This window comes from Streptomyces paradoxus, assembly GCF_014202475.1.
Classification (GTDB): domain Bacteria; phylum Actinomycetota; class Actinomycetes; order Streptomycetales; family Streptomycetaceae; genus Streptomyces; species Streptomyces paradoxus.
The window spans coordinates 66,719-86,070 of the sequence record NZ_JACHGV010000004.1 but is presented as its reverse complement, the minus strand read 5'-3'; the positions used below and the strand labels follow the sequence as shown (position 1 = coordinate 86,070).

The window sequence follows — 19,352 nt, the reverse complement described above, 5'->3', positions numbered from 1 at the left end:
CTGCTCAGTCCCCGTCGGGCAGGACGACGTGCAGCGCCCAGGAGACGACCGAGATGATCAGGCCGCCCAGGACGGCCGTCCAGAAGCCATCCACGTGGAAGCTCAGGTCGAGCTTGTCCGCCAGCCACGAGGTGAGCAGCAGCATCAGCGCGTTGACGACCAGCGTGAACAGGCCGAGCGTCAGTATCAGAAGCGGCAGGCTGAGAAGCTTCACCAGCGGCTTGACCAGGAAGTTCACCAGGCCGAAGAGCAGCGCCACGATGATCAGGGTGCCGATCTTCTTGCCCGTGCTGTCACCGGTCAGGGTGATCTTGTCGAGCAGCCATACGGCGACCGCCAGGGCGCCCGCGTTGGCGATCGTCTTGACTACGAAATTCATCATGTGTCTGATCGTGGCAGACCTGATCGGACACGGGCACAAGAGGCAGGGGCGGACAAGGCGATGAAAGCATTCCGGCTGGATGAACTGGAGGCGGAGCGCGCCGCCAACGAGGGCGCCTACCTGCAGTTTCTGCGGGAGCAGAACATGTCGGTCGGTCTGTACGCCCTGGACGCGGGCGAACAGGATCCACAGAAGCCGCACAATCAGGACGAGGTCTACTTCGTTGTGAGCGGCCGTGCCGCGATCACCGTCGGCCTGGAGACGACCCAGGTGGCGCGCGGCAGCGTGATCTACGTGCCGGCGGGCGTCGCGCACAAGTTCCACCACATCACCGAGGACCTGAGGGTGCTGGTGGTCTTCTCTCCGCCCGAGAGCTGACGGACCGCCTCAGGGTTCCCTAGGGGATCGGTCAGGGGAGGACAAGGGGTGCGAGGCCCCCGTTCGACCCCCTCCCGGACCTAGCATCGAGTGCAGGACATCAGAGATCCAGAAGGACCGACAGGGCCCGGCACTCGAACGGGTGGGAAGGTAAGGACGAGGGCGATGCGAGAGATCTTCACGGGACTGCCGTGGTGGGTGAAGTGGATCGCGGTGCCGGTCATCGCCCTGGTCGTGTTCGGCGGGCTGATCGCCAGTGTGGTCGGCTTCGTCATCGGACTGCTCTTCAAGGTGCTGGTCTTCGTGGCGCTGGTCGGTGGACTGATTTACGTCGTACGGAAGTTCACGTCGAGCTCCTCGTCGCGCAGCGACTGGTGAGACCGGTGGGAAACCGGTGGGGGTAGCGGGAAACACCGGGAATCACCCGTTCCCTCGGCCGAGGGAAGTTTCCCGTCCGGGCGGTCTGCGTGCGGTGGCAGACGAATAGAGTCCGGAACTCGACGCGGGGACTTCCCCGCGGGCGGCATTCACCTCCACCCGTGTTCCCCCGCACGGTCTGCCCCCTCGCGCTTCGGGAGAGAGACCCTTGGTCCCGGCTGACACCGCACCCGTCCAGCTCCACACCGTTCCCGCGCAACCGCGCTCGGCGGCACCGTCCGGACCACCGCCCCCCTCCACACCGCCGCCTCCGCCGACCCTCATCGGGTCCGTGCAGCGCGCGATGCGCCTGCTGGAGACCGTCGCCGTACACGAGTACGGCGCCCCCGCCAAACAGCTGGCCCGTGAGACCGGGCTGGCGCTGCCCACGACGTATCACCTGCTGCGCACACTCGTGCACGAGGGCTATCTGCGCCGGGACAAGGGTCTGTTCTTCCTCGGCGAGGCGGCCGAGCGGCTGAGCAGCAGCGGGGCGCGGCAGAAACGTCGCAGCACCGTCGTCGACGCCCTCGCGCACTGGCGGGATGTCCTGGGCGTGCCCGTGTACTACGCGGTGTACCGCGAGGGCGAGATCGAGGTCATGTGCGTCTCCGACACCCCGGGCAACCCGGCGGTCGAGGAGTGGGCGGACTTCCGCGAGACCGGGCACGCGCACGCCGTCGGGCAGTGCCTGCTGTCCCAGCTGGACGAGGACGCACGCCGTGACCACCTCGACCGCTACCCGGTGCAGCCCCTCACGCCGTACACGGTGCGCGACAACCACAGTCTGCTCCGGCGCCTGGAGCGGATCCGCCGGATGGAACCCGTGACCGAGCGTCAGGAGTACGCCCTGGGTGCGGTGTGCGCCGCCATTCCGCTCACCCTCGGCACCACGGCCGCGACGATGGCCATCTCCTTGCCCGCACACCAGGCCGACCGACTGCTCCCCGCAGCCCGTCAGTTGCAGACCGAGATCGGGCGGCTGCTCGGCTCGCTCGCACTCTCTATCAGTATGTGAAAACTCACTCCTTGTGATCTGCTGTGTACGTTCAGCAAGATTCCACCAAGTGTCAGAGGTTCGTACCCGGCCAGTAACGGCGAATGACGGGGTTATCGATGCGCGAGTCCGTACAAGCAGAGGTCATGATGAGCTTTCTCGTGTCCGAGGAGCTCTCCTTCCGCATTCCGGTGGAGCTGCGCTATGAGTCCAGTGATCCCTATGCCGTCCGGCTGACGTTCCACTTGCCCGGTGATGCCCCGGTGACGTGGGCTTTCGGGCGGGAGTTGCTGATCGACGGAGTCGGCCGGCCGTGCGGGGAGGGCGATGTGCGGGTCACGCCCGTGGAACCCGATGCGCTGGGCGAGGTGTTGATCCGGCTTCAGGTGGGCAGCGACCAGGCGTTGTTCCGGTCATCGACGGCACCGCTCGTCGCTTTCCTGGACCGTACGGACAAGCTGGTGCCGCTGGGCCAGGAGGGCTCGCTCGCCGACTTCGACGCGCACCTCGACGAGGCCCTGGACCGCATCCTCGCCGAGCAGAGCGCTGGTTGAGACATGGCCCGGCGGCACGGTGGAGTAACGCTTCACCGGATGCCGTCGAGCTGTGCAGGAACGCTTCTTTCTGCGATCTTCGTATGACCGGGCGATCTTCTCGCGCTCGGAGGCGGCCCACGCCGAGAAGCTCGGGGTCAACGCGCCGGAGGCCAGGCGTCATGCCGACCAGGCCCTGCGCCGGACGCCGGGGGTCCAGGCCTTCGCAGGCGCCCGCAGAGCAGCGGAGGCGTCAGCGCTTGCGGCGCCGGCCCCTCCCCCCGCGTGCGGGGACCGCAGAGGCCTCCAGGGCGGGCTCCGTGGCGGACCGGTCGGCCGAGACCACCAGCGCCGCCAGGGCCGTGGTGACCGGCACGGAGGCGACCAAGCCGATGGAACCGACCAGCGTGCGCACGATCTCCTCCGCGACCAGCTCGCTGTTGGCGACCGTCCCCACACTGCTCTGCGCGATCGAGAACAGCAGCAGCAGCGGCAGCGCGGCACCCGCGTAAGCGAGGACGAGCGTGTTGACGACCGAGGCGATGTGGTCGCGGCCGATCCGGATGCCCGCGCGGTAGAGCCCGCGCCAGCCCATCGACGGATTGGCCTCGTGCAGCTCCCAGACCGCCGAAGTCTGGGTGACCGTCACGTCGTCGAGCACGCCCAGCGAGCCGATGATGATGCCCGCGAGCAGCAGACCGCTCATGTCGATCGTCGGGTAGAGGCCGTGAATCAGGCCGGTGTTGTCGTCGGTGTTGCCGGTGAGCGCGGCCCAGTCGATGAACACCGAGCCGAGGATGCCGATCAGCAGCAGCGAGATGAGGGTCCCCAGCACCGCCACGGATGTCCGGGCGGACAGCCCATGACAGAGGTACAGAGCGATGAGCATGATGGCGCTCGCGCCCACCACCGCCACAACCAGCGGGTTCGAGCCCTGCAGGATCGCGGGCAGGATGAAGAAGTTCAGCACCATGAAGCTGATGGCCAGCGAGATCAGTGCCATGACACCCCGCAGCCGCCCGACGACCACGACGGCTACGGCGAAGATGCCGGCGAGCAGAGCCATGGGAAGCCGGCGGTTGACGTCGGTGACCGAGTACTGCAGGTCCTTCGGCGCCGACGGCTCGTACGCGACGACGACCTTCTGGCCCTCGTGCAGCTGGCGGGACTGGTCGGGCTGGACGATCTCGGTGAACGTACGGCCCTTGTCGTCGCCGCTGTCGACCCGGATCGTCGCCCGCTTGCAGGTGCCCTGCTCCTGCTGCACCGCGGAGGAACCCTCCGCGGTGGAGGTGTCACCGGTCGGCGGAACGCCCGAAGCGCCGGCCTCCTTGCAGCTCACCTCGACCACCTTGGTGACCGTGGCATCCTGCGTCTGCCGGTCGAATCCGACGCCGGTGCGCTCGTGAGCCGGGGCGCCGCCCGGCCACAGCACGACGAGACCGACCAGCACGGCCGCGGCGAACGGGATCAGGACCGCCGCGATGACCTTGCGCAGATGCATGGAGACCGGCGTGGCCGGACCGTGGCTGTGCGAATGGCCGTGCCCGCCGCCCGGGGCGGAGCCGTGACCGTGCCCGTCACCGCCGCCACGTCCATTGCCCCCACCGGAACCGTGACCGTCACCGCCGCCACGTCCATTGCCCCCACCGGAACCGTGACCGTCACCGCCGCCACGTCCATTGCCGCCACCGGAACCGTGACCGGGGCCGTGCCCACCGCCGTGACCATGGCCAGACCCGTCGCCGCCACCGGGCCCACCAGCGGGGCCGTAGCCGGGGCCCGGCCCGCCCGTGGGAGCACCATGACCACCGTGAGAACCGGCAGCCTGGCCATCACCGACGCCCGGTCCGTACTCACCGCCGCCCGAAGGGCCGAAACGTCCGTCACGGCCGTATCCGGGCCCGGGGCCCTGCCGCCTGGCTTGACCCTGCCCGCCTCCGGCGGCGAAATCATGGCCGTCACCACGGCCGTTGCCGTTTCCGGCGCCGGATCCGCGGGGCGGCTCGGGCGGTGGGTAGGAGGGACGCTGCGTCGTGGTCACCGACCGATCATCGCAAGAACGAGGGGGGCCCTCTGTTCACCGCGCCAGAATTGCCGCTAGCGTGGAGGCACCTTTTGCACACGCGGGAGCTCGGAGCACCGGGCTGAGAGGGCGCTGACCTCCGTCCCAGCGATGTTTCACATGAAACATCGCCGGAGTCGAGTGATGTTTCACACGGAACGTCGCCGGACGGAAACCGCTGCGTCGACCGCCGAACCTGTTACCGGGTAATGCCGGCGTAGGGAGTAGGTCTGATGACCAACAAGGACGCACGCACGCCTGCCTCCGTTCAGGACGAGAAGTCCGAGGAGGCCGGGAAGTCCATCGGCTGGCACAAGGCGTACATCGAGGGCACCCGCCCCGACCTGCGCGTGCCGGTCCGTCAGGTGCACCTCACCAACGGCCAGTCGGTCACGCTGTACGACACGTCGGGCCCGTACACCGATCCACTCGTCGACACCGACGTCCGCAGGGGCCTCTCCCCGCTGCGCGAGAACTGGATCATCGCCCGCGGCGACACCGAGGAGTACGCGGGCCGCCCCGTCCGCCCCGAGGACGACGGCATCAAGCACACCTCGCCCCGTGGCGGCCTCCGCAACCTGGACGCCGTCTTCCCCGGCCGGCCGCGCCAGCCGCGCCGCGGCAGGCCGGGGCAGGCGGTCACGCAGCTCGCGTACGCCCGCAGGGGAGAGATCACGCCCGAGATGGAGTACGTCGCCATCAGGGAGAACGTGGCGCCCGAGGTCGTGCGCGACGAGATCGCCGCAGGCCGGGCCGTGCTGCCGGCCAACGTCAACCACCCCGAGATCGAGCCGATGATCATCGGCAAGCGGTTCCTGGTGAAGGTCAACGCCAACATCGGCAACTCGGCCGTGACGTCCTCCATCGAGGAGGAAGTCGAGAAGATGACCTGGGCGACCCGCTGGGGCGCCGACACGGTCATGGACCTCTCCACCGGCCGCAACATCCACACCACGCGTGAGTGGGTCCTGCGCAACTCCCCCGTCCCCATCGGCACCGTGCCGCTCTACCAGGCCCTGGAGAAGGTCGACGGCCGGGCCGAGGAGCTGACCTGGGAGATCTACAAGGACACGGTCATCGAGCAGGCCGAGCAAGGCGTGGACTACATGACGGTCCACGCGGGCGTGCGCCTGGCATACGTGCCGCTGACCGCGAACCGCAAGACCGGCATCGTCTCCCGCGGCGGCTCGATCATGGCCGCCTGGTGCCTCGCGCACCACAAGGAGTCGTTCCTGTACGAGAACTTCGAGGAGCTCTGCGAGATCCTCGCCGCGTACGACGTCACGTACTCGCTCGGAGACGGCCTCAGGCCCGGATCGATCGCGGACGCCAACGACGAGGCACAGTTCGCGGAGCTGCGCACGCTCGGGGAACTCAACCGGATCGCGAAGCGTTTCAACGTACAGACCATGATCGAGGGCCCGGGCCACGTCCCGATGCACAAGATCAAGGAGAACATCGACCTTCAGCAGGAGATCTGCGATGAAGCTCCGTTCTATACGCTCGGCCCGCTGACCACGGACGTCGCGCCGGCGTACGACCACATCACCTCCGGCATCGGTGCCGCGATGATCGCCTGGTGGGGCACGGCGATGCTCTGCTACGTCACGCCCAAGGAACACCTGGGCCTGCCGAACCGTGACGACGTCAAGACCGGCGTCATCACCTACAAGATCGCCGCCCACGCAGCCGACCTCGCCAAGGGACACCCGGGTGCGCAGGAGTGGGACGACGCCCTGTCCGACGCCCGCTTCGAGTTCCGGTGGGAGGACCAGTTCAACCTGGCCCTCGACCCGGACACGGCCCGGGAGTTCCACGACGAGACCCTGCCCGCCGAGCCCGCCAAGACGGCTCACTTCTGCTCGATGTGCGGTCCCAAGTTCTGCAGCATGAAGATTAGTCAAAGCATCACAGAGCGGTTCGGTGGTGCGGTGGCTGAGGGAGCCTCGTCCGAGGAGATCGCCGAGGGGATGCTCCAGAAGTCGAAGGAGTTCGCGGCGAGCGGGAACCGGGTGTACTTGCCGATCGCCGACTGACAGGGCAGCGGGGCAGATCCAAGGATCTGCCCCGCTGCACGCACTTCCCCTTGGGCTTGCACTTGATCTTGTTGACCAGCTTCCAGTTCTGCCCCGGCTAGCTGGTGCAGGTGGTTGTCCTGGGAAGGCATCTGCAGGGAAGTCGGCCCACGCGCCCCAGGCAGTCGCCCTTAGGTGGACTTGGTGGTGATCCCCGCAGAGCGGAACGTCGTCTGTGCCGGGCAGTAGACCTGCGACCAGCCGCTGGTGCGCCACCTGGGAGCCTCGATGGTGACAACGCCGCCCCCGTCCCAGCGTGTGCAGTCGACGGCGGCCTTGTAGTGGCCGCCGTTACTGTTCTCGCATTTGGCCATCGCACCGTTGTTGAAGTTGCTCTGGAAGGTGCAGCCGGTCGGGTGACCCTGTGGTCCCGTGGGCGCTGAAGAGGCCGTCCCTTGAAAGCCGAGCGTGAAGGCGGCTACTGCGCCACCTGCGGCGATAATTGACCATTTCTTCATCAACGTAGATCCCTCCGCTGCGCAGTGATTAGAGGTGTGCTGTTTCCATGGGGCTGGAGCCCCGGAATTCAGGATGCCTTGGTCGTGATGCCAGCGGACACAGTTCTAGTCGAGCCCTGGCAATAGGCCCTGGAGTGTGAGCCATTATTCCGCCAGTCGCCGTCGAAGAACTTGATGGCGCCAGTGTCTGTGTCCTTGCACATCGCTTGGGCGCGGTAGTGGCCGCCATTCGACTTGCTGCACCGTGCCACAGTCATCTTCGAGTCAACGACCTCGAACGTGCATCCCGACGGATGCGCCTGGGCGGCTGCTGACGCCGTGGCGGGCGCCGAGAGCATAAGGCCGAACATTGCGGATCCTGCAAGCATAATTCTCGCTGCTGTGCGCACTCGGATCTCCGCTCTTTAGGATTCGCTTCCCTGGTTTTGCGTTGACATGCTCAAGCTATGAGGTGAATGAAGAGCACGTCAATCGACATACTCGAAAGTTGAGGATCATTTGAGGTTCTCCTGTCTCGTAAAGGGAATTCAGCCATTGGCGCAAATGCATTGCAGTGATGAGAAGCGTTGCCAAGGATTCTCGCGCTGGCCTCCTGGAGGCGGGGTGTGCAGTAGTTCAGTTAGAGAAAGGCGCCGCACATGTCGTCTCGGGGTTCCCCTCTCAGGCGGCGGGGGCCGTAGATCCAGGACGTTGCACGCCATCACCTATCGCACAAGTAACTGCGCCTTCGGTACGGTCATGGTCGTGTCTGGCGCACGTCGGGTTGGTCACCCATAGGCGTGCACTGGTTGATCGCACGCGACTAGGGGAGCTGGTACGGGCATGGCGCTTGACCGCAGTTCCTGCTTGTCGACGGGGTTGAACGAGGGCAGCTCCAAGCCAACGGGCAACGTCATGGAGTGCAAGTCCCGCAGGATGCCGCCGAGTTCCCCATACGTGGCCTTACGGCTGCCCTCGACGATGAGCCGCCAGAAGGTCACCGGGTGGCCATCGATCAGGAACGGCTGCTCCAGCCCGTCGGCCAGGCGCGCAGCAGGGAACCCCTCCTCGGCCAACCACTCTGATACGGCCACCTCGACGCGAGCCTTGGGCAGCCACGGCTCGCCCCGCGCCACTCGTACGATCACTGGCTCTGCTTCCAGGCGGAAGAGCGCGTTCTCTCCCAGACGGATCAGCTCTGCCCTGCTCGGTCGCAAGAGGGGTTCACATCGACTAGGGCCGTGCAGGTCATGAGGGCGGCATGTCGGGCGGCCGGGTTGGACGACAGATCACCCAGGCAGCGATCCCGGAAGATGACAGGGTCTTCCTCCGCAAGCGGTGGGGTGAGCTGCGCGACCAGTTCGAGGACTTGCGGTTCGAGACGCCCAAGGGGCCGGCTCACGGTGACGCTCACGTCCAGAACCTCATGGTGAACGACCGAGAGGAAGTCATCCTGATCGACTTCGAGGCATTCTGCTTCGATCACCCTGAGTGGGACCTGATGGTCATGTCGGTGGAGCACCACAGCCTGGGGTGGCAGACCGACGAGCAATACGCCGACTTCGTGCGGGCGTACGGGCGGGACCTGCACGACTGGCACGGCTACGACACGCTCCGGCGGCTCCAAGAGTTCGGCATGACCACGTGGCTGATGCAGAACGTGCAGGAGGACGAAGGGACGGCGGCCGAGTACCGCCGGCTCATTGCTGCCTTGCGGAACGATGATGCACCGCGCGACTGGCGTCCTTGTTAGCTGCTACTCGTCCTCGTCCAGACGGGCGAGCGCTTCGTTCACCTGCTCGTTGAAGGCCACGACGGCGGGGTTGGCCGCGTACGCACTGACCTCCGCCCGAAAGTCGGTTACATAGCGCTGGAAGCGGGAGGACTGGAGGGAGTCGCCGCCGTCCACGGCAAGGCTGGCTGTGGTGACGGCGGCTTCCAACTCTCCGTTCAGGAGCTGGCTCTTGCTGGAAGTGGCGCGACTCTTACCCACTCTCCGATGACCAGCTGCGGAGCGTGGGGGAGATCCTCGGACTTCAGCTCATTCGGAAGTCCCGCCACACAGGCTTGAGTAGCTCAGGGTCGAATGTTTTGTTGCCCTTGCCACCCGGCACTGCGATCACGGCGCTCAGAACCTTCTTGATCGCCTCGCGCTTCTGCGTGAGCGTCTTCGACCCCCACGAGTTCCTGACGTCTTCCTTGGCCTCCTCGGCCTCCGCCTTCAGAGCTTCGTGCGCCCGCTGATCCGCACGAAGCTCCTTGATCCGCCGTTCGAGGACCGGGAGATTACGGAAGAACGTCTCATCGTCGATGTCCGTGTCCTCGTCGTCGTGCCAACGCCGCTCCAGCTCGTTGCGGCTCCTGACGGCTCGCTCCAGGGCATCGGCCTTGTCCCAGTCCGGAACGTCCTGGGCCTTGCTCGCCGCATCGCGCTCCAGCTTGGCGATGACAAGTTCCTCGATGGCCATGTCCGTCTTGTCGCCCCGCTTGTAGGTCTTGTTGCAGCCGCCGTCCACGGTCTTCTTGCACATGTAGGCGTGCCGGTACTTGAGCCAGTCGTTCGCCTTGATTCCGATCATCTTGTTGTTGCAGACCGTGCCGTCCTCCAGCACGTGGCCACATCGCAGGATGCCGGTCAGCAGGTACTTGTGGACCAGGCCACCGCGCGGCATCCCGGTTCCGCGGCCACGCTCCCTGATCTTGGCCGTGACCGCGAACCACTCCTTCGGAGTGATGATCGGCTCCCACTCGCCCACGATGGGCTGATCGTCGCCGTCACGTACGAGCTCGCCCTTGATCTCGCGATATCCGCACAGCCGCGCGTTCACCAGGACCTGCTTGACGGTCTGGTACTGGAAGGCGTTCCCGCGACTCGTGATGAACCCGGCCTCCTTCCACCGGCGCGTGATCTCGGAAATGGAGGCACCTGCGATCACGTCCTTCACCGCCTGACGGATGGCTTCTGCCTCGTCCAGGCGCAACGAGACCTTGTCGTCCTCCCATCCGAAGGGGCGCCATGCTGCCACCGACTGCCCACGGATCGCCCGGCTGCGGTGGCTGTTCCTGCTCCGACGCTCCTTCTTCCTCGTTTCGCTGAGAGACATGGCGACTCCCAGAAGCCCCTTGATCTCGAAGCCTTCGGCGTAGAGGTCCTGGATGCCGTTCGAGTCGTGGTAGACGCGTCCTTCTTGCGTGGTGAACGCCTTCAGGTACCGCTCCCAGTCACTCGGGCGCCGGTACAGCCGGTCGTCGTTGACTGCCATGACGCCGTGGATCGGGTACCCGTCAGGCGTCGTCCCGGCAGCAAGATCGGCGAGCAACTGCTCGAAGTCATCGCGAACGATGTTCTCCTTGCTCGCGCTCCTGTCGTTGTCCGTGTAGCGGTAGACGACGAGCCATCCGAACCTGCGGGCGGTCTCGGTCATGTCCCGGTGCTGGTCCTCGACGCCGTGGGCGTCCTTCACCCGGCCGTCGAACGAGATCCGTGCGTAGCAGACGACGCACTTCAGCTCCGGGTCGGAAGCCAGCATGGCGCGCACTTCCTCGACGGACGGCAGCCCCTCGGGCGTACCTCGCAGCTTGCTGACCAACTCCTCGCGCTTGCCCACGTGTTCCCCCTCGGTCATGTCTGGGCTGCTGGAACGACCGTAGCGCATGTGGAGGTTCTAGTAATGCTCTACAGCATGAAGATCTCGCAGGACATCCGCCGTGAACACGGCGGCACACGGACCGAGATCGAGGAGGGCATGGCCCTGAAGTCGAAGGAGTTCGCGGCGAGCGGGAACCGCGTGTACCTGCCCATCGCGGACTGAGCCCGCCGCGCACAGGCCCGGGGGCCGATGGTCCCCCGGCCTGTGGGTCCGCCCGCTCGGATCCGCCCGCTCGGACGGGCTCTGACGGGTGCTCTTCCGATGGGTGCTACTCCGGCTGGTGCTCCGGCCCTCCGAAGTCCGGGCTGGTGTAGTCCGGGCTGCTGAAGCTGGGGCGCGAGCCGCGGTCGCCGTCGTCCGGGCTGGTGAACCCCGGGCGGCCGTAGCCGAGGTGCGGCATGCGGCTGACCGGCGTGGACGAGGGCGTGTGGTGCAGCGCGGCCGCCGCGTCGGGGTCGACGAGGGCCTCCCGCAGGAAGGGCAGGATGCCGCGTTCCAGCAGGGCCTCGTGCCAGGCCTCCTTGGCCTGGGCGACTTCGCCCTGCAGTTCGCCGTACGGTCCGCCTTCGGCCGTGGGCTTGTTCCGCAGAGCCGTGAGCAGCAGTCCCACCGCGGCGACGAGGATCGCGACCGCGGTCACGGCGCCGAACACCCAGCCCGTGGTGAGCATGGTCCGGGCGAATCCCTGCTCCGGGTCGAGCATCCGCAGGATGTAGCCGACGAGCAGGAAGATCGCCGCTGCGGTTCCGGCCAGGACGGGTGCGAGGACGGCGACGACGGCGACGGCGCCCGCGCCGGCGGTCTCGGCGACCCCACCCATGGTGGCGGCGAGCCCCGACGCGCCCGTACCCGGCTCGGCGGAAGCGGACTCGCGCACGGCCGATGGGCCGGCCGACGCCGGCTGCCGCAGTTCGTCGCGGACCTTGACGTAGTGCTGGTACTCGGTCGACGCGGCCGCCGTGATGAGCGCGGTCGCGTTCAGCGCCATGGTGCGCAGTTGTTCGGGGTCGAGCCGCTGACCGACAGCGGCCAGTTCGGGACGGTGTGGTGCGGAGCGCAGCGCCTCATCGAGGATCCGCTCGTACTCCTGGCGGTCCTCGCTCAGCAGGTGCTGCGGAACGCTGTTCATGTGCATCCCCCGATGCTCCGTAGGGCTTGGGGCTCGGCATGCTGACGAGCCGTCGGGCAGAAACGGAGGGGAGCCTGCTACGGATAAGCCGATGGTAGAGCGGTGACGGTATGCGGTGACAGGGGGTTTACCGAAATTGACCCCTCACCGGCCCAGTCCTCCGAAGGGGAACGCCTGCCCGGTGAACGTTCACGTATCCAGCGGCAGTTGCTGGACCAGTAGCTTTCCGGCCATGGTCACGCCACCGTCCATCGCGATGGCGAGTCCGTCGGCATAGACGTGCGGTCCCTCGATCACTGGGTCGCGGTTGTCCTCGTCGTCCTCGGAGCCGACCTCGCCCAGCAGATACGGAATCGGGCTGTGCCCGTGAACGATGCGGGTGCCCCCGTACGTATCGAGCAGGGAGCGCACGGCGTCCGCGCCGCCCTCGTCGCGGAAGGAGAACCGCTTGGTGAACTTGCGGAAAAGGTCCCAGACCTCGTCCGCGTCGTTGCGGGTGATCGTCTCGCGGACGGTGTCGTTGACCTCTTCGATGGAGCGGCCGTAGTCGAGGTAGGCGGTGGTGTCGGAGTGGACGAGCAGGTGGCCGTCGACCTCCTCGATGGCGTCCAGACGCGACATCCACTGCAGGTGGTGGTCCTGGAGGCGGTCCATGTCGGTCTTCTGACCGCCGTTGAGGAGCCACGCCGCCTGGAAGGTGGCGGTGCCCGCGCCGGAGTTGACGGGGGTGTCGCCGAACCGCTTGGCGCCGAGCAGCAGCAGCTCGTGGTTGCCCATGAGCGCTTTGCAGTACCCGCCGGCCGCGGCGGCCTCGGCGGACAGCCGCATCACGAGGTCGATGACGCCGATGCCGTCCGGCCCGCGGTCGGTGAAGTCGCCGAGGAACCACAGCCGGGCGGTGCCCGCGCACCAGTTTCCGGCGGCGTCGAGCAGGCCCTTCTCCTGGAGGGCCGACACCAGCTGGTCGAGGTAGCCGTGCACGTCACCCACGACGTACAGCGGGCCCTGCCCGGTGGTGGCCTGCGGGGCGGCGGCGTTCTCGGGGTCCACGGTCACCTGGACAGTGTCACCCCGGTTGATGACGGGGAGGTCGCGCTCGGTCGGCGTGTACCCCTCGGGGTAGGCATCCTCGGGCGGCGGGGCGACGTCACCGGGGTGGACGCTGTGGACGTACGGACCGGTCTCGTGGACGTACGCGGGCACCCGGAAGTCGCGCAACGTCGCCGTCCGCTCCACCTCGGGTCCCTGACCGGCCCCCTGAGTCATCGACCCCTCCACCATCGCGCCGCATTGCACCGCATCGGACTGCCTGGTCGTAGCGGCCCGCGGGTGTCGTGGGCCCATCATAGGAATGCGGATCGCGCCATGTGATGACCCAGGGGTGGTGAATCAGAGCAAGAGTCCAGTTCGCCGCGGCTTTCGCCCCGATTGGGCCGGGCTTTGACCACCGTGTGACCGTCCTCGCTCTTCTGCTCTTCGCGAGAACGATCCCTTCTCTCCGGGGGACCGGCCCCGTTTCTCCCCAGGAGTACGACCTTCCCTTTACCCGGGTGCGGGGCCTACGTCTGCTCGGATGATCGCGGCGGGCTGACCGTCGTGCGCGGCGAGCGTCGCTGGGACGAGGTGCGCACGATCAGCTCCGTCGGTATCACCTGCTCGACCGGCCGGTCGGATTCCACTCCCTCGATGGCGTCGATGAGGAGCTGCACCACCGCCGTTCCGATGCGGCGCGGCTTCAGGGAGAGCGTGGTGATCGGCGGCTCGGTGTTGGCGTACACGGTGGATTCGCTGCAGCAGACCAGCAGCAGGTCGTCCGGGACGCGCAGGCCGTAGCGGCGGGCCGCGGCGAGCAGGTCGGTGCCGTTCGGGTCGAACAGTCCGTAGACCGCGTCGGGCCGGTCGGGCCGGGCGAGCAGCCGGTCGGCGGCCACGGCTCCCGCGCACGGATCGTGCGCCGGGTAGGCCTCGTACACCGGATCCTGGCCCACCCGCTCGCACCAGCGCAGGTACGCCGTGGTCGACAGGTGGGTGTATGTGTCCGTCGACGTGCCGGTCAGCAGGCCGATGCGGCGGGCGCCGGCGCCGGCCAGGTGGTCGAGGATGCCGAGGACGGCGGCCTCGTGGTCGTTGTCGACCCAGGCGGTGACCGGGAGCGCGCCGGCCGGGCGGCCGTCGGAGACGACCGGCAGACCCTGCCGGACGAGTTCGCTGACGACCGGGTCCTGGTCGGAGGGGTCGATGACGACGGTGCCGTCCAGGGCGACGTTCGACCACACGTCGTGGCGGGAGGTCGCGGGCAGGATGACGAGGGCGTAGCCGCGGGCGAGCGCGGCGGAGGTGGCGGCCCGCGCCATCTCCGCGAAGTACGCGAACTCCGTGAAGGTGAAAGGTTCATCCCCGTATGTGGTCACGGTCAGGCCGATGAGTCCCGACTTGCCGGTACGGAGGGTCCGGGCGGCGGCCGAGGGGCGATAGCCCAGCCGGTCGGCGACCTCGCGGACATGGCGCCGGGTGGCGTCCGGGAGCCGGCCCTTGCCGTTGAGGGCGTCGGAGACGGTCGTGATGGAGACTCCGGCTGCGGCGGCCACGTCTCTGATGCCGGCCCGACCCGGCCTGCTGCCTCGCCGTGAGGTTTCCGCGCGGCTCACCTGGTGCTTCCCTGCTGCTGTCATGGCGAGCCGATAGTAGGGCTCATGCGGTGGGGTAGTGCGGACGCATATGCACGCGTTGACAGGCACGTTTCTGCATGATCATTTACTGGCAATTGCCGTGGAAAACAAGGGCGTTGAGCGCTCTCATGGCAGTACGTGTCTTGTCGGCGCGTACGGGCCTGCCAAGTGGGTGATGTTGCGAAGAGGTCTCAACTCACCTGCACGAGGGATGCGCGCCACGGCGTGCACCACCGGCGCGTAGATATATGTGAGGCGCGCCCCCGGATTCGTACGCCTTGGGGCGGCGATGCCCCTGATGCCGGTGGGACGGGGGAGGCCGGGTCAGTCCGCTCGGTCGTGGCTATACGCAGCGGCGCCGAATCCTCATAAGGTGAGGAGTATTGGATGTCGGCGGCGGTCATGGGCCGCCGGTCTTCACGAGGAGGACTGCGGTGAGCGAGACGAGCCCCAAGCTGCGCGCCGAGCTGGAGGGGATCCCCACCTACAAGCCGGGCAAGCCCGCTGCGGCGGGTGGCCCGGTGGCCTACAAGCTGTCCTCCAACGAGAACCCGTATCCGCCGCTGCCCGGCGTGATGGAGACCGTCACGGCGGCGGCCGGCAATTTCAACCGCTACCCGGACATGGCCTGTACGGCGCTGATGAACGAGCTGTCCGAGCGGTTCGGCGTGCCTCTCTCCCACCTGGCCACCGGTACCGGTTCGGTCGGTGTCGCCCAGCAGCTGATCCAGGCCACCTCCGGTCCGGGGGACGAGGTGATCTACGCCTGGCGGTCGTTCGAGGCGTACCCGATCATCACGCAGATCAGCGGCGCGACGTCGGTCCAGGTGCCGCTGACGCCCGGGGATGTGCACGACCTCGACGCGATGGCCGACGCGATCACCGACCGGACGCGGCTGATCTTCGTCTGCAACCCCAACAACCCCACGGGCACGGTGGTGCGCAGGGCGGAGCTGGAGCGTTTCCTGGACCGGGTCCCGCGTGATGTGCTGGTGGTCCTCGACGAGGCCTACCGCGAGTTCATCCGCGACCCCGAGGTGCCGGACGGCGTCGAGCTCTACCGCGACCGGCCCAACGTCTGTGTGCTGCGGACCTTCTCCAAGGCGTACGGCCTGGCCGGCCTGCGCGTCGGTTTCGCCATCGCCCACGAACCGGTGGCCGCGGCGCTGCGCAAGACGGCGGTGCCGTTCGGCGTGAGCCAGCTCGCCCAGGAGGCGGCGATCGCCTCGATGCGGGCCGAGGACGAACTGTTCGGCCGGGTCGGCTCGCTGGTGTGCGAGCGCACGCGCGTGGTCGACGGGCTGCGCTCGCAGGGCTGGACGGTGCCCGAGACGCAGGCCAACTTCGTGTGGCTGCGGCTGGGGGAGAGTACGGTCGCGTTCGCGCAGGCATGCGAGCAGGCGGGGGTGGTGATCCGGCCGTTCCCGGGTGAGGGTGTGCGGGTGACGGTCGGGGAGACCGAGGCGAACGACATCTTCCTGAAGGTGACGGAAGGGTTCCGTAAGGAGCTGTAGCCCTCGTCTCCGAGAGTCAGATCAGACGTCCAGCAGTTCCACGCGTACGGGGTCGCCGTCCCGCACAGTCGCGAGCACACCGGGGTCGCCGTCGAGACGGCCGAGGACGTTGCACGGACTTGCGAGGCGGCACTCGTCGCCCTGTGAGATCGGGGTGGGCCCGTAGGGGAGGGCGAGGGCGTCGCCGTCGGTCCAGAAGGCGACGGTGCCCGGCTCGACGACCTCGCGTGCGCCTGTTTCACGTGAAACCGACACCCCTGTGTCGAAGTACACCTCCTCACCCCAGGTGCGCGCTGTCGAGACGAAGGGCAGCGCTGTGGCGAGGGCCTGACCGGTCGGGGTGTCGTCGAGCGATGCCGTGAGATGGCCGGCGGGCCAGGAGATCCGTATCCGTAGCGGTGTCGGTGTCTGCATGCCGTCGATTCAACAAGATGTTGAAGTTCGAGCCAAGGGGTCGGCTGTGACCGGCGCGACAGGGGGTCCCCTCCGGGGCTCGAAAGTGCGTGCTGCATAATGGCTTGTGAATGTGAACGCTTTCACAAGCGTAGGTAAGGAGCGGCGACGTGGACCTGGCTTTGGCGCCGGAGACCCTGGCGCGATGGCAGTTCGGCATCACCACCGTCTACCACTTTCTGTTCGTCCCCCTGACGATCTCGCTGGCCGCGCTCACGGCCGGTCTGCAGACGGCGTGGGTGCGGACGGAGAAGGAGAAGTACCTCCGGGCGACGAAGTTCTGGGGCAAGCTCTTCCTGATCAACATCGCGATGGGCGTGGTCACCGGCATCGTGCAGGAGTTCCAGTTCGGCATGAACTGGTCCGACTACTCGCGCTTCGTCGGTGACGTGTTCGGTGCGCCGCTGGCCTTCGAGGCCCTGATCGCCTTCTTCTTCGAGTCGACCTTCATCGGCCTGTGGATCTTCGGCTGGGACAAGCTGCCGAAGAAGATCCACCTGGCCTGTATATGGATGGTCTCGATCGGCACGATCCTGTCGGCCTACTTCATCCTCGCGGCCAACTCCTGGATGCAGCACCCGGTCGGCTACCGGATCAACGAGGCGAAGGGCCGGGCCGAGCTCACCGACTTCTGGCTGGTGCTGACCCAGAACACCGCACTCGCCCAGGTCTTTCACACGCTCACCGCGGCCTTCCTGACCGGTGGCGCCTTCATGGTCGGCATCGCCGCCTTCCACCTGGTCCGCAAGAAGCACGTCCCCGTGATGAAGACCTCGCTGCGGCTGGGCCTCGTCACCGTCGTCATCGGCGGCCTCCTCACCGCGATCAGCGGCGACGTGCTCGGCAAGATCATGTACGAGCAGCAGCCGATGAAGATGGCCGCGGCCGAGGCGCTGTGGGACGGCGAGAAGCCGGCTCCCTTCTCGGTCTTCGCCGTCGGCGACGTCGACAAGGGTCACAACAAGGTCGCCATCGAGATCCCCGGCCTGCTGTCCTTCCTCGCAAAGGACGACTTCACCTCGTACGTGCCCGGCATCAACGACGTCAACAAGGCCGAGCAGGAGAAGTACGGGCCCGGTGACTACCGGCCCAACATCCCCGTCGCCTACTGGGGCTTCCGGTGGATGATCGGCTTCGGCATGACGTCGTTCGCCATCGGCCTGGCCGGGCTGTGGCTGACCCGCAAGAAGTTCATGCTGCCGCAGCACCTGAGGGTGGGCGACGACGAGGTGCCGCATCTGGTGCTGCTGCCGAAGAAGGCGCTCGGCCCGACCCTCACCAAGTGGTACTGGCGCATCGCGATCCTCACCCTGGGCTTCCCGTTGATCGCCAGCTCGTGGGGCTGGATCTTCACCGAGATGGGCCGCCAGCCGTGGGTCGTCTACGGCCTGTTCCAGACGCGTGACGCGGTCTCCCCCGGTGTCTCCCAGGCCGAGGTCATCACCTCGATGGTCGTCTTCACCACGTTGTACGCGATCCTCGCCGTCGTCGAGGTCAAGCTGCTGGTCAAGTACGTCAAGGCGGGCCCGCCGGAGCTCACCGAGGCCGACCTCAACCCGCCCACGAAGATCGGCGGCGACTCCCGTGACGCCGACAAGCCGATGGCCTTCTCGTACTAGGCCGAGGGAGCTGCACAGTCATGGAACTGCACGACGTCTGGTTCGTCCTGATCGCCGTCCTGTGGACCGGCTACTTCTTCCTGGAGGGCTTCGACTTCGGGGTGGGCGTGCTCACGAAGCTGCTCGCCCGCAACCGGCCCGAGAAGCGGGTGCTGATCAACACCATCGGCCCCGTCTGGGACGGCAACGAGGTGTGGCTGCTCTCGGCGGGCGGCGCGACCTTCGCCGCCTTCCCCGAGTGGTACGCCACGCTCTTCTCCGGCTTCTACCTGCCCCTGCTGCTCATCCTGGTCTGCCTGATCGTCCGGGGTGTGGCCTTCGAGTACCGCGTGAAGCGGCCCGAGGAGAAGTGGCAGCGCAACTGGGAGACGGCGATCTTCTGGGCCTCACTGCTGCCCGCGTTTCTGTGGGGTGTGGCCTTCGCGAACATCGTCCGGGGCGTGAAGATCGACCAGGACTTCAACTACGCCGGCGGCGTCCTGGACCTGCTCAACCCGTACGCGCTGCTGGGCGGGCTGGTCACGCTGTCGCTGTTCACCTTCCACGGGACGGTGTTCGTCGGGCTGAAGACGGTCGGAGAGATCCGGGAGCGGGCGCGGAAGCTGGCGCTGCGCGTCGGGCTGGTGACCGCCCTGCTGGCGCTCGCCTTCCTGCTGTGGACACAGGCCGACCGGGGTGACGGTTCGTCGCTGGTGGCCATGGTCGCGGCCGTGGCGTCGCTCCTCGTCGCCCTGGCCGCGGCACGGGCCGGGCGCGAGGGCTGGGCGTTCGCCCTGTCGGGACTCACCATCGTGGCCACGGTGGCGATGCTCTTCCTGACGCTCTTCCCGAACGTCATGCCGTCGACGCTGAACCCGGACTGGAGCCTGACGGTCACCAACGCCTCGTCCAGCCCGTACACACTGAAGATCATGACGTGGTGTGCCGGGATCGCCACCCCGGTCGTCCTGCTCTACCAGGGCTGGACGTACTGGGTGTTCCGCAAGCGGATCGGCACTCAGCACATCGCCGAGACCGTGCACTGAGGTGTGTTT

The 19,352-nt window shown here is 67.2% G+C and carries 19 protein-coding genes and 1 pseudogene; 10 read left to right on the top strand and 10 right to left on the bottom strand.

Annotated features, from left to right (window positions below; all coding sequences use genetic code 11):
- Window positions 1-4: 4 nt before the first annotated feature.
- Window positions 5-382: a phage holin family protein gene (locus tag HNR57_RS14860; RefSeq protein WP_184560494.1), complete on the bottom strand. Its 378-nt coding sequence runs from the start codon at window positions 380-382 to the stop codon at window positions 5-7.
- 60 nt (window positions 383-442) lie between these two features.
- On the opposite strand from HNR57_RS14860, the gene HNR57_RS14855 reads away from it, so the two are divergent.
- The 4 genes from HNR57_RS14855 (at window position 443) to HNR57_RS14840 (ending at window position 2,728) form a co-directional block, all read left to right on the top strand.
- Window positions 443-760 (top strand): cupin domain-containing protein, encoded by a 318-nt coding sequence (locus tag HNR57_RS14855; protein WP_184560493.1) that lies wholly within the window; start codon window positions 443-445, stop codon window positions 758-760.
- A 165-nt stretch (window positions 761-925) separates the two neighbouring features.
- On the top strand, window positions 926-1,138 hold the full coding sequence (locus HNR57_RS14850; RefSeq protein ID WP_020271174.1) for a DUF5326 family protein: 213 nt from the start codon (window positions 926-928) through the stop codon (window positions 1,136-1,138).
- A gap of 322 nt (window positions 1,139-1,460) precedes the next feature.
- The gene (locus HNR57_RS14845) at window positions 1,461-2,195 is read left to right on the top strand and encodes an IclR family transcriptional regulator (protein ID WP_376772257.1); all 735 of its coding nucleotides are present in this window, start codon (window positions 1,461-1,463) and stop codon (window positions 2,193-2,195) included.
- A gap of 98 nt (window positions 2,196-2,293) precedes the next feature.
- Window positions 2,294-2,728 carry an SsgA family sporulation/cell division regulator gene (locus tag HNR57_RS14840; protein WP_104779090.1) on the top strand — a complete coding sequence of 145 codons (435 nt, stop codon included), beginning with the start codon at window positions 2,294-2,296 and terminating at the stop codon, window positions 2,726-2,728.
- 232 nt (window positions 2,729-2,960) lie between these two features.
- Here HNR57_RS14840 and HNR57_RS14835 read toward each other — a convergent pair whose 3' ends face one another.
- Complete coding sequence (locus tag HNR57_RS14835) at window positions 2,961-4,751, bottom strand: YibE/F family protein (protein ID WP_184560492.1); 1,791 nt, start codon at window positions 4,749-4,751, stop codon at window positions 2,961-2,963.
- Between the two features lie 254 nt (window positions 4,752-5,005).
- Here HNR57_RS14835 and thiC point away from each other — a divergent pair, with 254 nt between their 5' ends.
- The gene (gene thiC / locus HNR57_RS14830; protein WP_221342556.1) at window positions 5,006-6,808 is read left to right on the top strand and encodes a phosphomethylpyrimidine synthase ThiC; all 1,803 of its coding nucleotides are present in this window, start codon (window positions 5,006-5,008) and stop codon (window positions 6,806-6,808) included.
- 170 nt (window positions 6,809-6,978) lie between these two features.
- Here thiC and HNR57_RS14825 read toward each other — a convergent pair whose 3' ends face one another.
- Both HNR57_RS14825 and HNR57_RS14820 read right to left on the bottom strand, forming a co-directional pair.
- Window positions 6,979-7,161, bottom strand: coding sequence for a hypothetical protein (locus tag HNR57_RS14825; protein ID WP_184560491.1), 183 nt, complete (start codon window positions 7,159-7,161; stop codon window positions 6,979-6,981).
- A 911-nt stretch (window positions 7,162-8,072) separates the two neighbouring features.
- A complete protein-coding gene (locus HNR57_RS14820; RefSeq protein WP_246554629.1) occupies window positions 8,073-8,432 on the bottom strand; it encodes an aminoglycoside phosphotransferase family protein in 360 nt (119 codons plus the stop codon).
- A gap of 137 nt (window positions 8,433-8,569) precedes the next feature.
- On the opposite strand from HNR57_RS14820, the pseudogene HNR57_RS14815 reads away from it, so the two are divergent.
- A pseudogene (locus tag HNR57_RS14815) lies at window positions 8,570-9,037 on the top strand (phosphotransferase family protein); the annotation flags it as partial.
- Between the two features lie 3 nt (window positions 9,038-9,040).
- Here the strand turns inward: HNR57_RS14815 and HNR57_RS14810 are convergent.
- Both HNR57_RS14810 and HNR57_RS14805 read right to left on the bottom strand, forming a co-directional pair.
- Window positions 9,041-9,277 (bottom strand): hypothetical protein, encoded by a 237-nt coding sequence (locus HNR57_RS14810; protein ID WP_246554628.1) that lies wholly within the window; start codon window positions 9,275-9,277, stop codon window positions 9,041-9,043.
- Between the two features lie 43 nt (window positions 9,278-9,320).
- Window positions 9,321-10,910 carry a recombinase family protein gene (locus tag HNR57_RS14805; protein WP_246554627.1) on the bottom strand — a complete coding sequence of 530 codons (1,590 nt, stop codon included), beginning with the start codon at window positions 10,908-10,910 and terminating at the stop codon, window positions 9,321-9,323.
- A 57-nt stretch (window positions 10,911-10,967) separates the two neighbouring features.
- Between HNR57_RS14805 and HNR57_RS40270 the strand changes: the two genes are divergently transcribed.
- Window positions 10,968-11,096: a hypothetical protein gene (locus HNR57_RS40270; RefSeq protein ID WP_272923355.1), complete on the top strand. Its 129-nt coding sequence runs from the start codon at window positions 10,968-10,970 to the stop codon at window positions 11,094-11,096.
- Window positions 11,097-11,202: 106 nt separating this feature from the next.
- Here the strand turns inward: HNR57_RS40270 and HNR57_RS14800 are convergent, their stop codons facing one another.
- The 3 genes from HNR57_RS14800 to HNR57_RS14790 all read right to left on the bottom strand — a co-directional run bounded on the left by HNR57_RS14800 (window position 11,203) and on the right by HNR57_RS14790 (window position 14,735).
- The gene (locus HNR57_RS14800) at window positions 11,203-12,069 is read right to left on the bottom strand and encodes a hypothetical protein (RefSeq protein ID WP_184560490.1); all 867 of its coding nucleotides are present in this window, start codon (window positions 12,067-12,069) and stop codon (window positions 11,203-11,205) included.
- 183 nt (window positions 12,070-12,252) lie between these two features.
- Complete coding sequence (locus HNR57_RS14795) at window positions 12,253-13,344, bottom strand: metallophosphoesterase (protein ID WP_246554624.1); 1,092 nt, start codon at window positions 13,342-13,344, stop codon at window positions 12,253-12,255.
- A 278-nt stretch (window positions 13,345-13,622) separates the two neighbouring features.
- Entirely contained in the window at window positions 13,623-14,735 is a 1,113-nt protein-coding gene (locus HNR57_RS14790) for a LacI family DNA-binding transcriptional regulator (protein ID WP_184560488.1), read from the bottom strand.
- Window positions 14,736-15,166: 431 nt separating this feature from the next.
- Here HNR57_RS14790 and hisC point away from each other — a divergent pair, with 431 nt between their 5' ends.
- Entirely contained in the window at window positions 15,167-16,246 is a 1,080-nt protein-coding gene (gene hisC, locus HNR57_RS14785; RefSeq protein ID WP_184560487.1) for a histidinol-phosphate transaminase, read from the top strand.
- Window positions 16,247-16,267: 21 nt separating this feature from the next.
- Here the strand turns inward: hisC and HNR57_RS14780 are convergent, their stop codons facing one another.
- Complete coding sequence (locus HNR57_RS14780; RefSeq protein WP_184560486.1) at window positions 16,268-16,660, bottom strand: cyclophilin-like fold protein; 393 nt, start codon at window positions 16,658-16,660, stop codon at window positions 16,268-16,270.
- Between the two features lie 149 nt (window positions 16,661-16,809).
- Here HNR57_RS14780 and HNR57_RS14775 point away from each other — a divergent pair, with 149 nt between their 5' ends.
- Both HNR57_RS14775 and cydB read left to right on the top strand, forming a co-directional pair.
- Window positions 16,810-18,318, top strand: coding sequence for a cytochrome ubiquinol oxidase subunit I (locus HNR57_RS14775; protein ID WP_184560485.1), 1,509 nt, complete (start codon window positions 16,810-16,812; stop codon window positions 18,316-18,318).
- Window positions 18,319-18,338: 20 nt separating this feature from the next.
- A complete protein-coding gene (gene cydB, locus HNR57_RS14770) occupies window positions 18,339-19,343 on the top strand; it encodes a cytochrome d ubiquinol oxidase subunit II (RefSeq protein ID WP_184560484.1) in 1,005 nt (334 codons plus the stop codon).
- The last annotated feature ends 9 nt before the right edge of the window (window positions 19,344-19,352 follow it).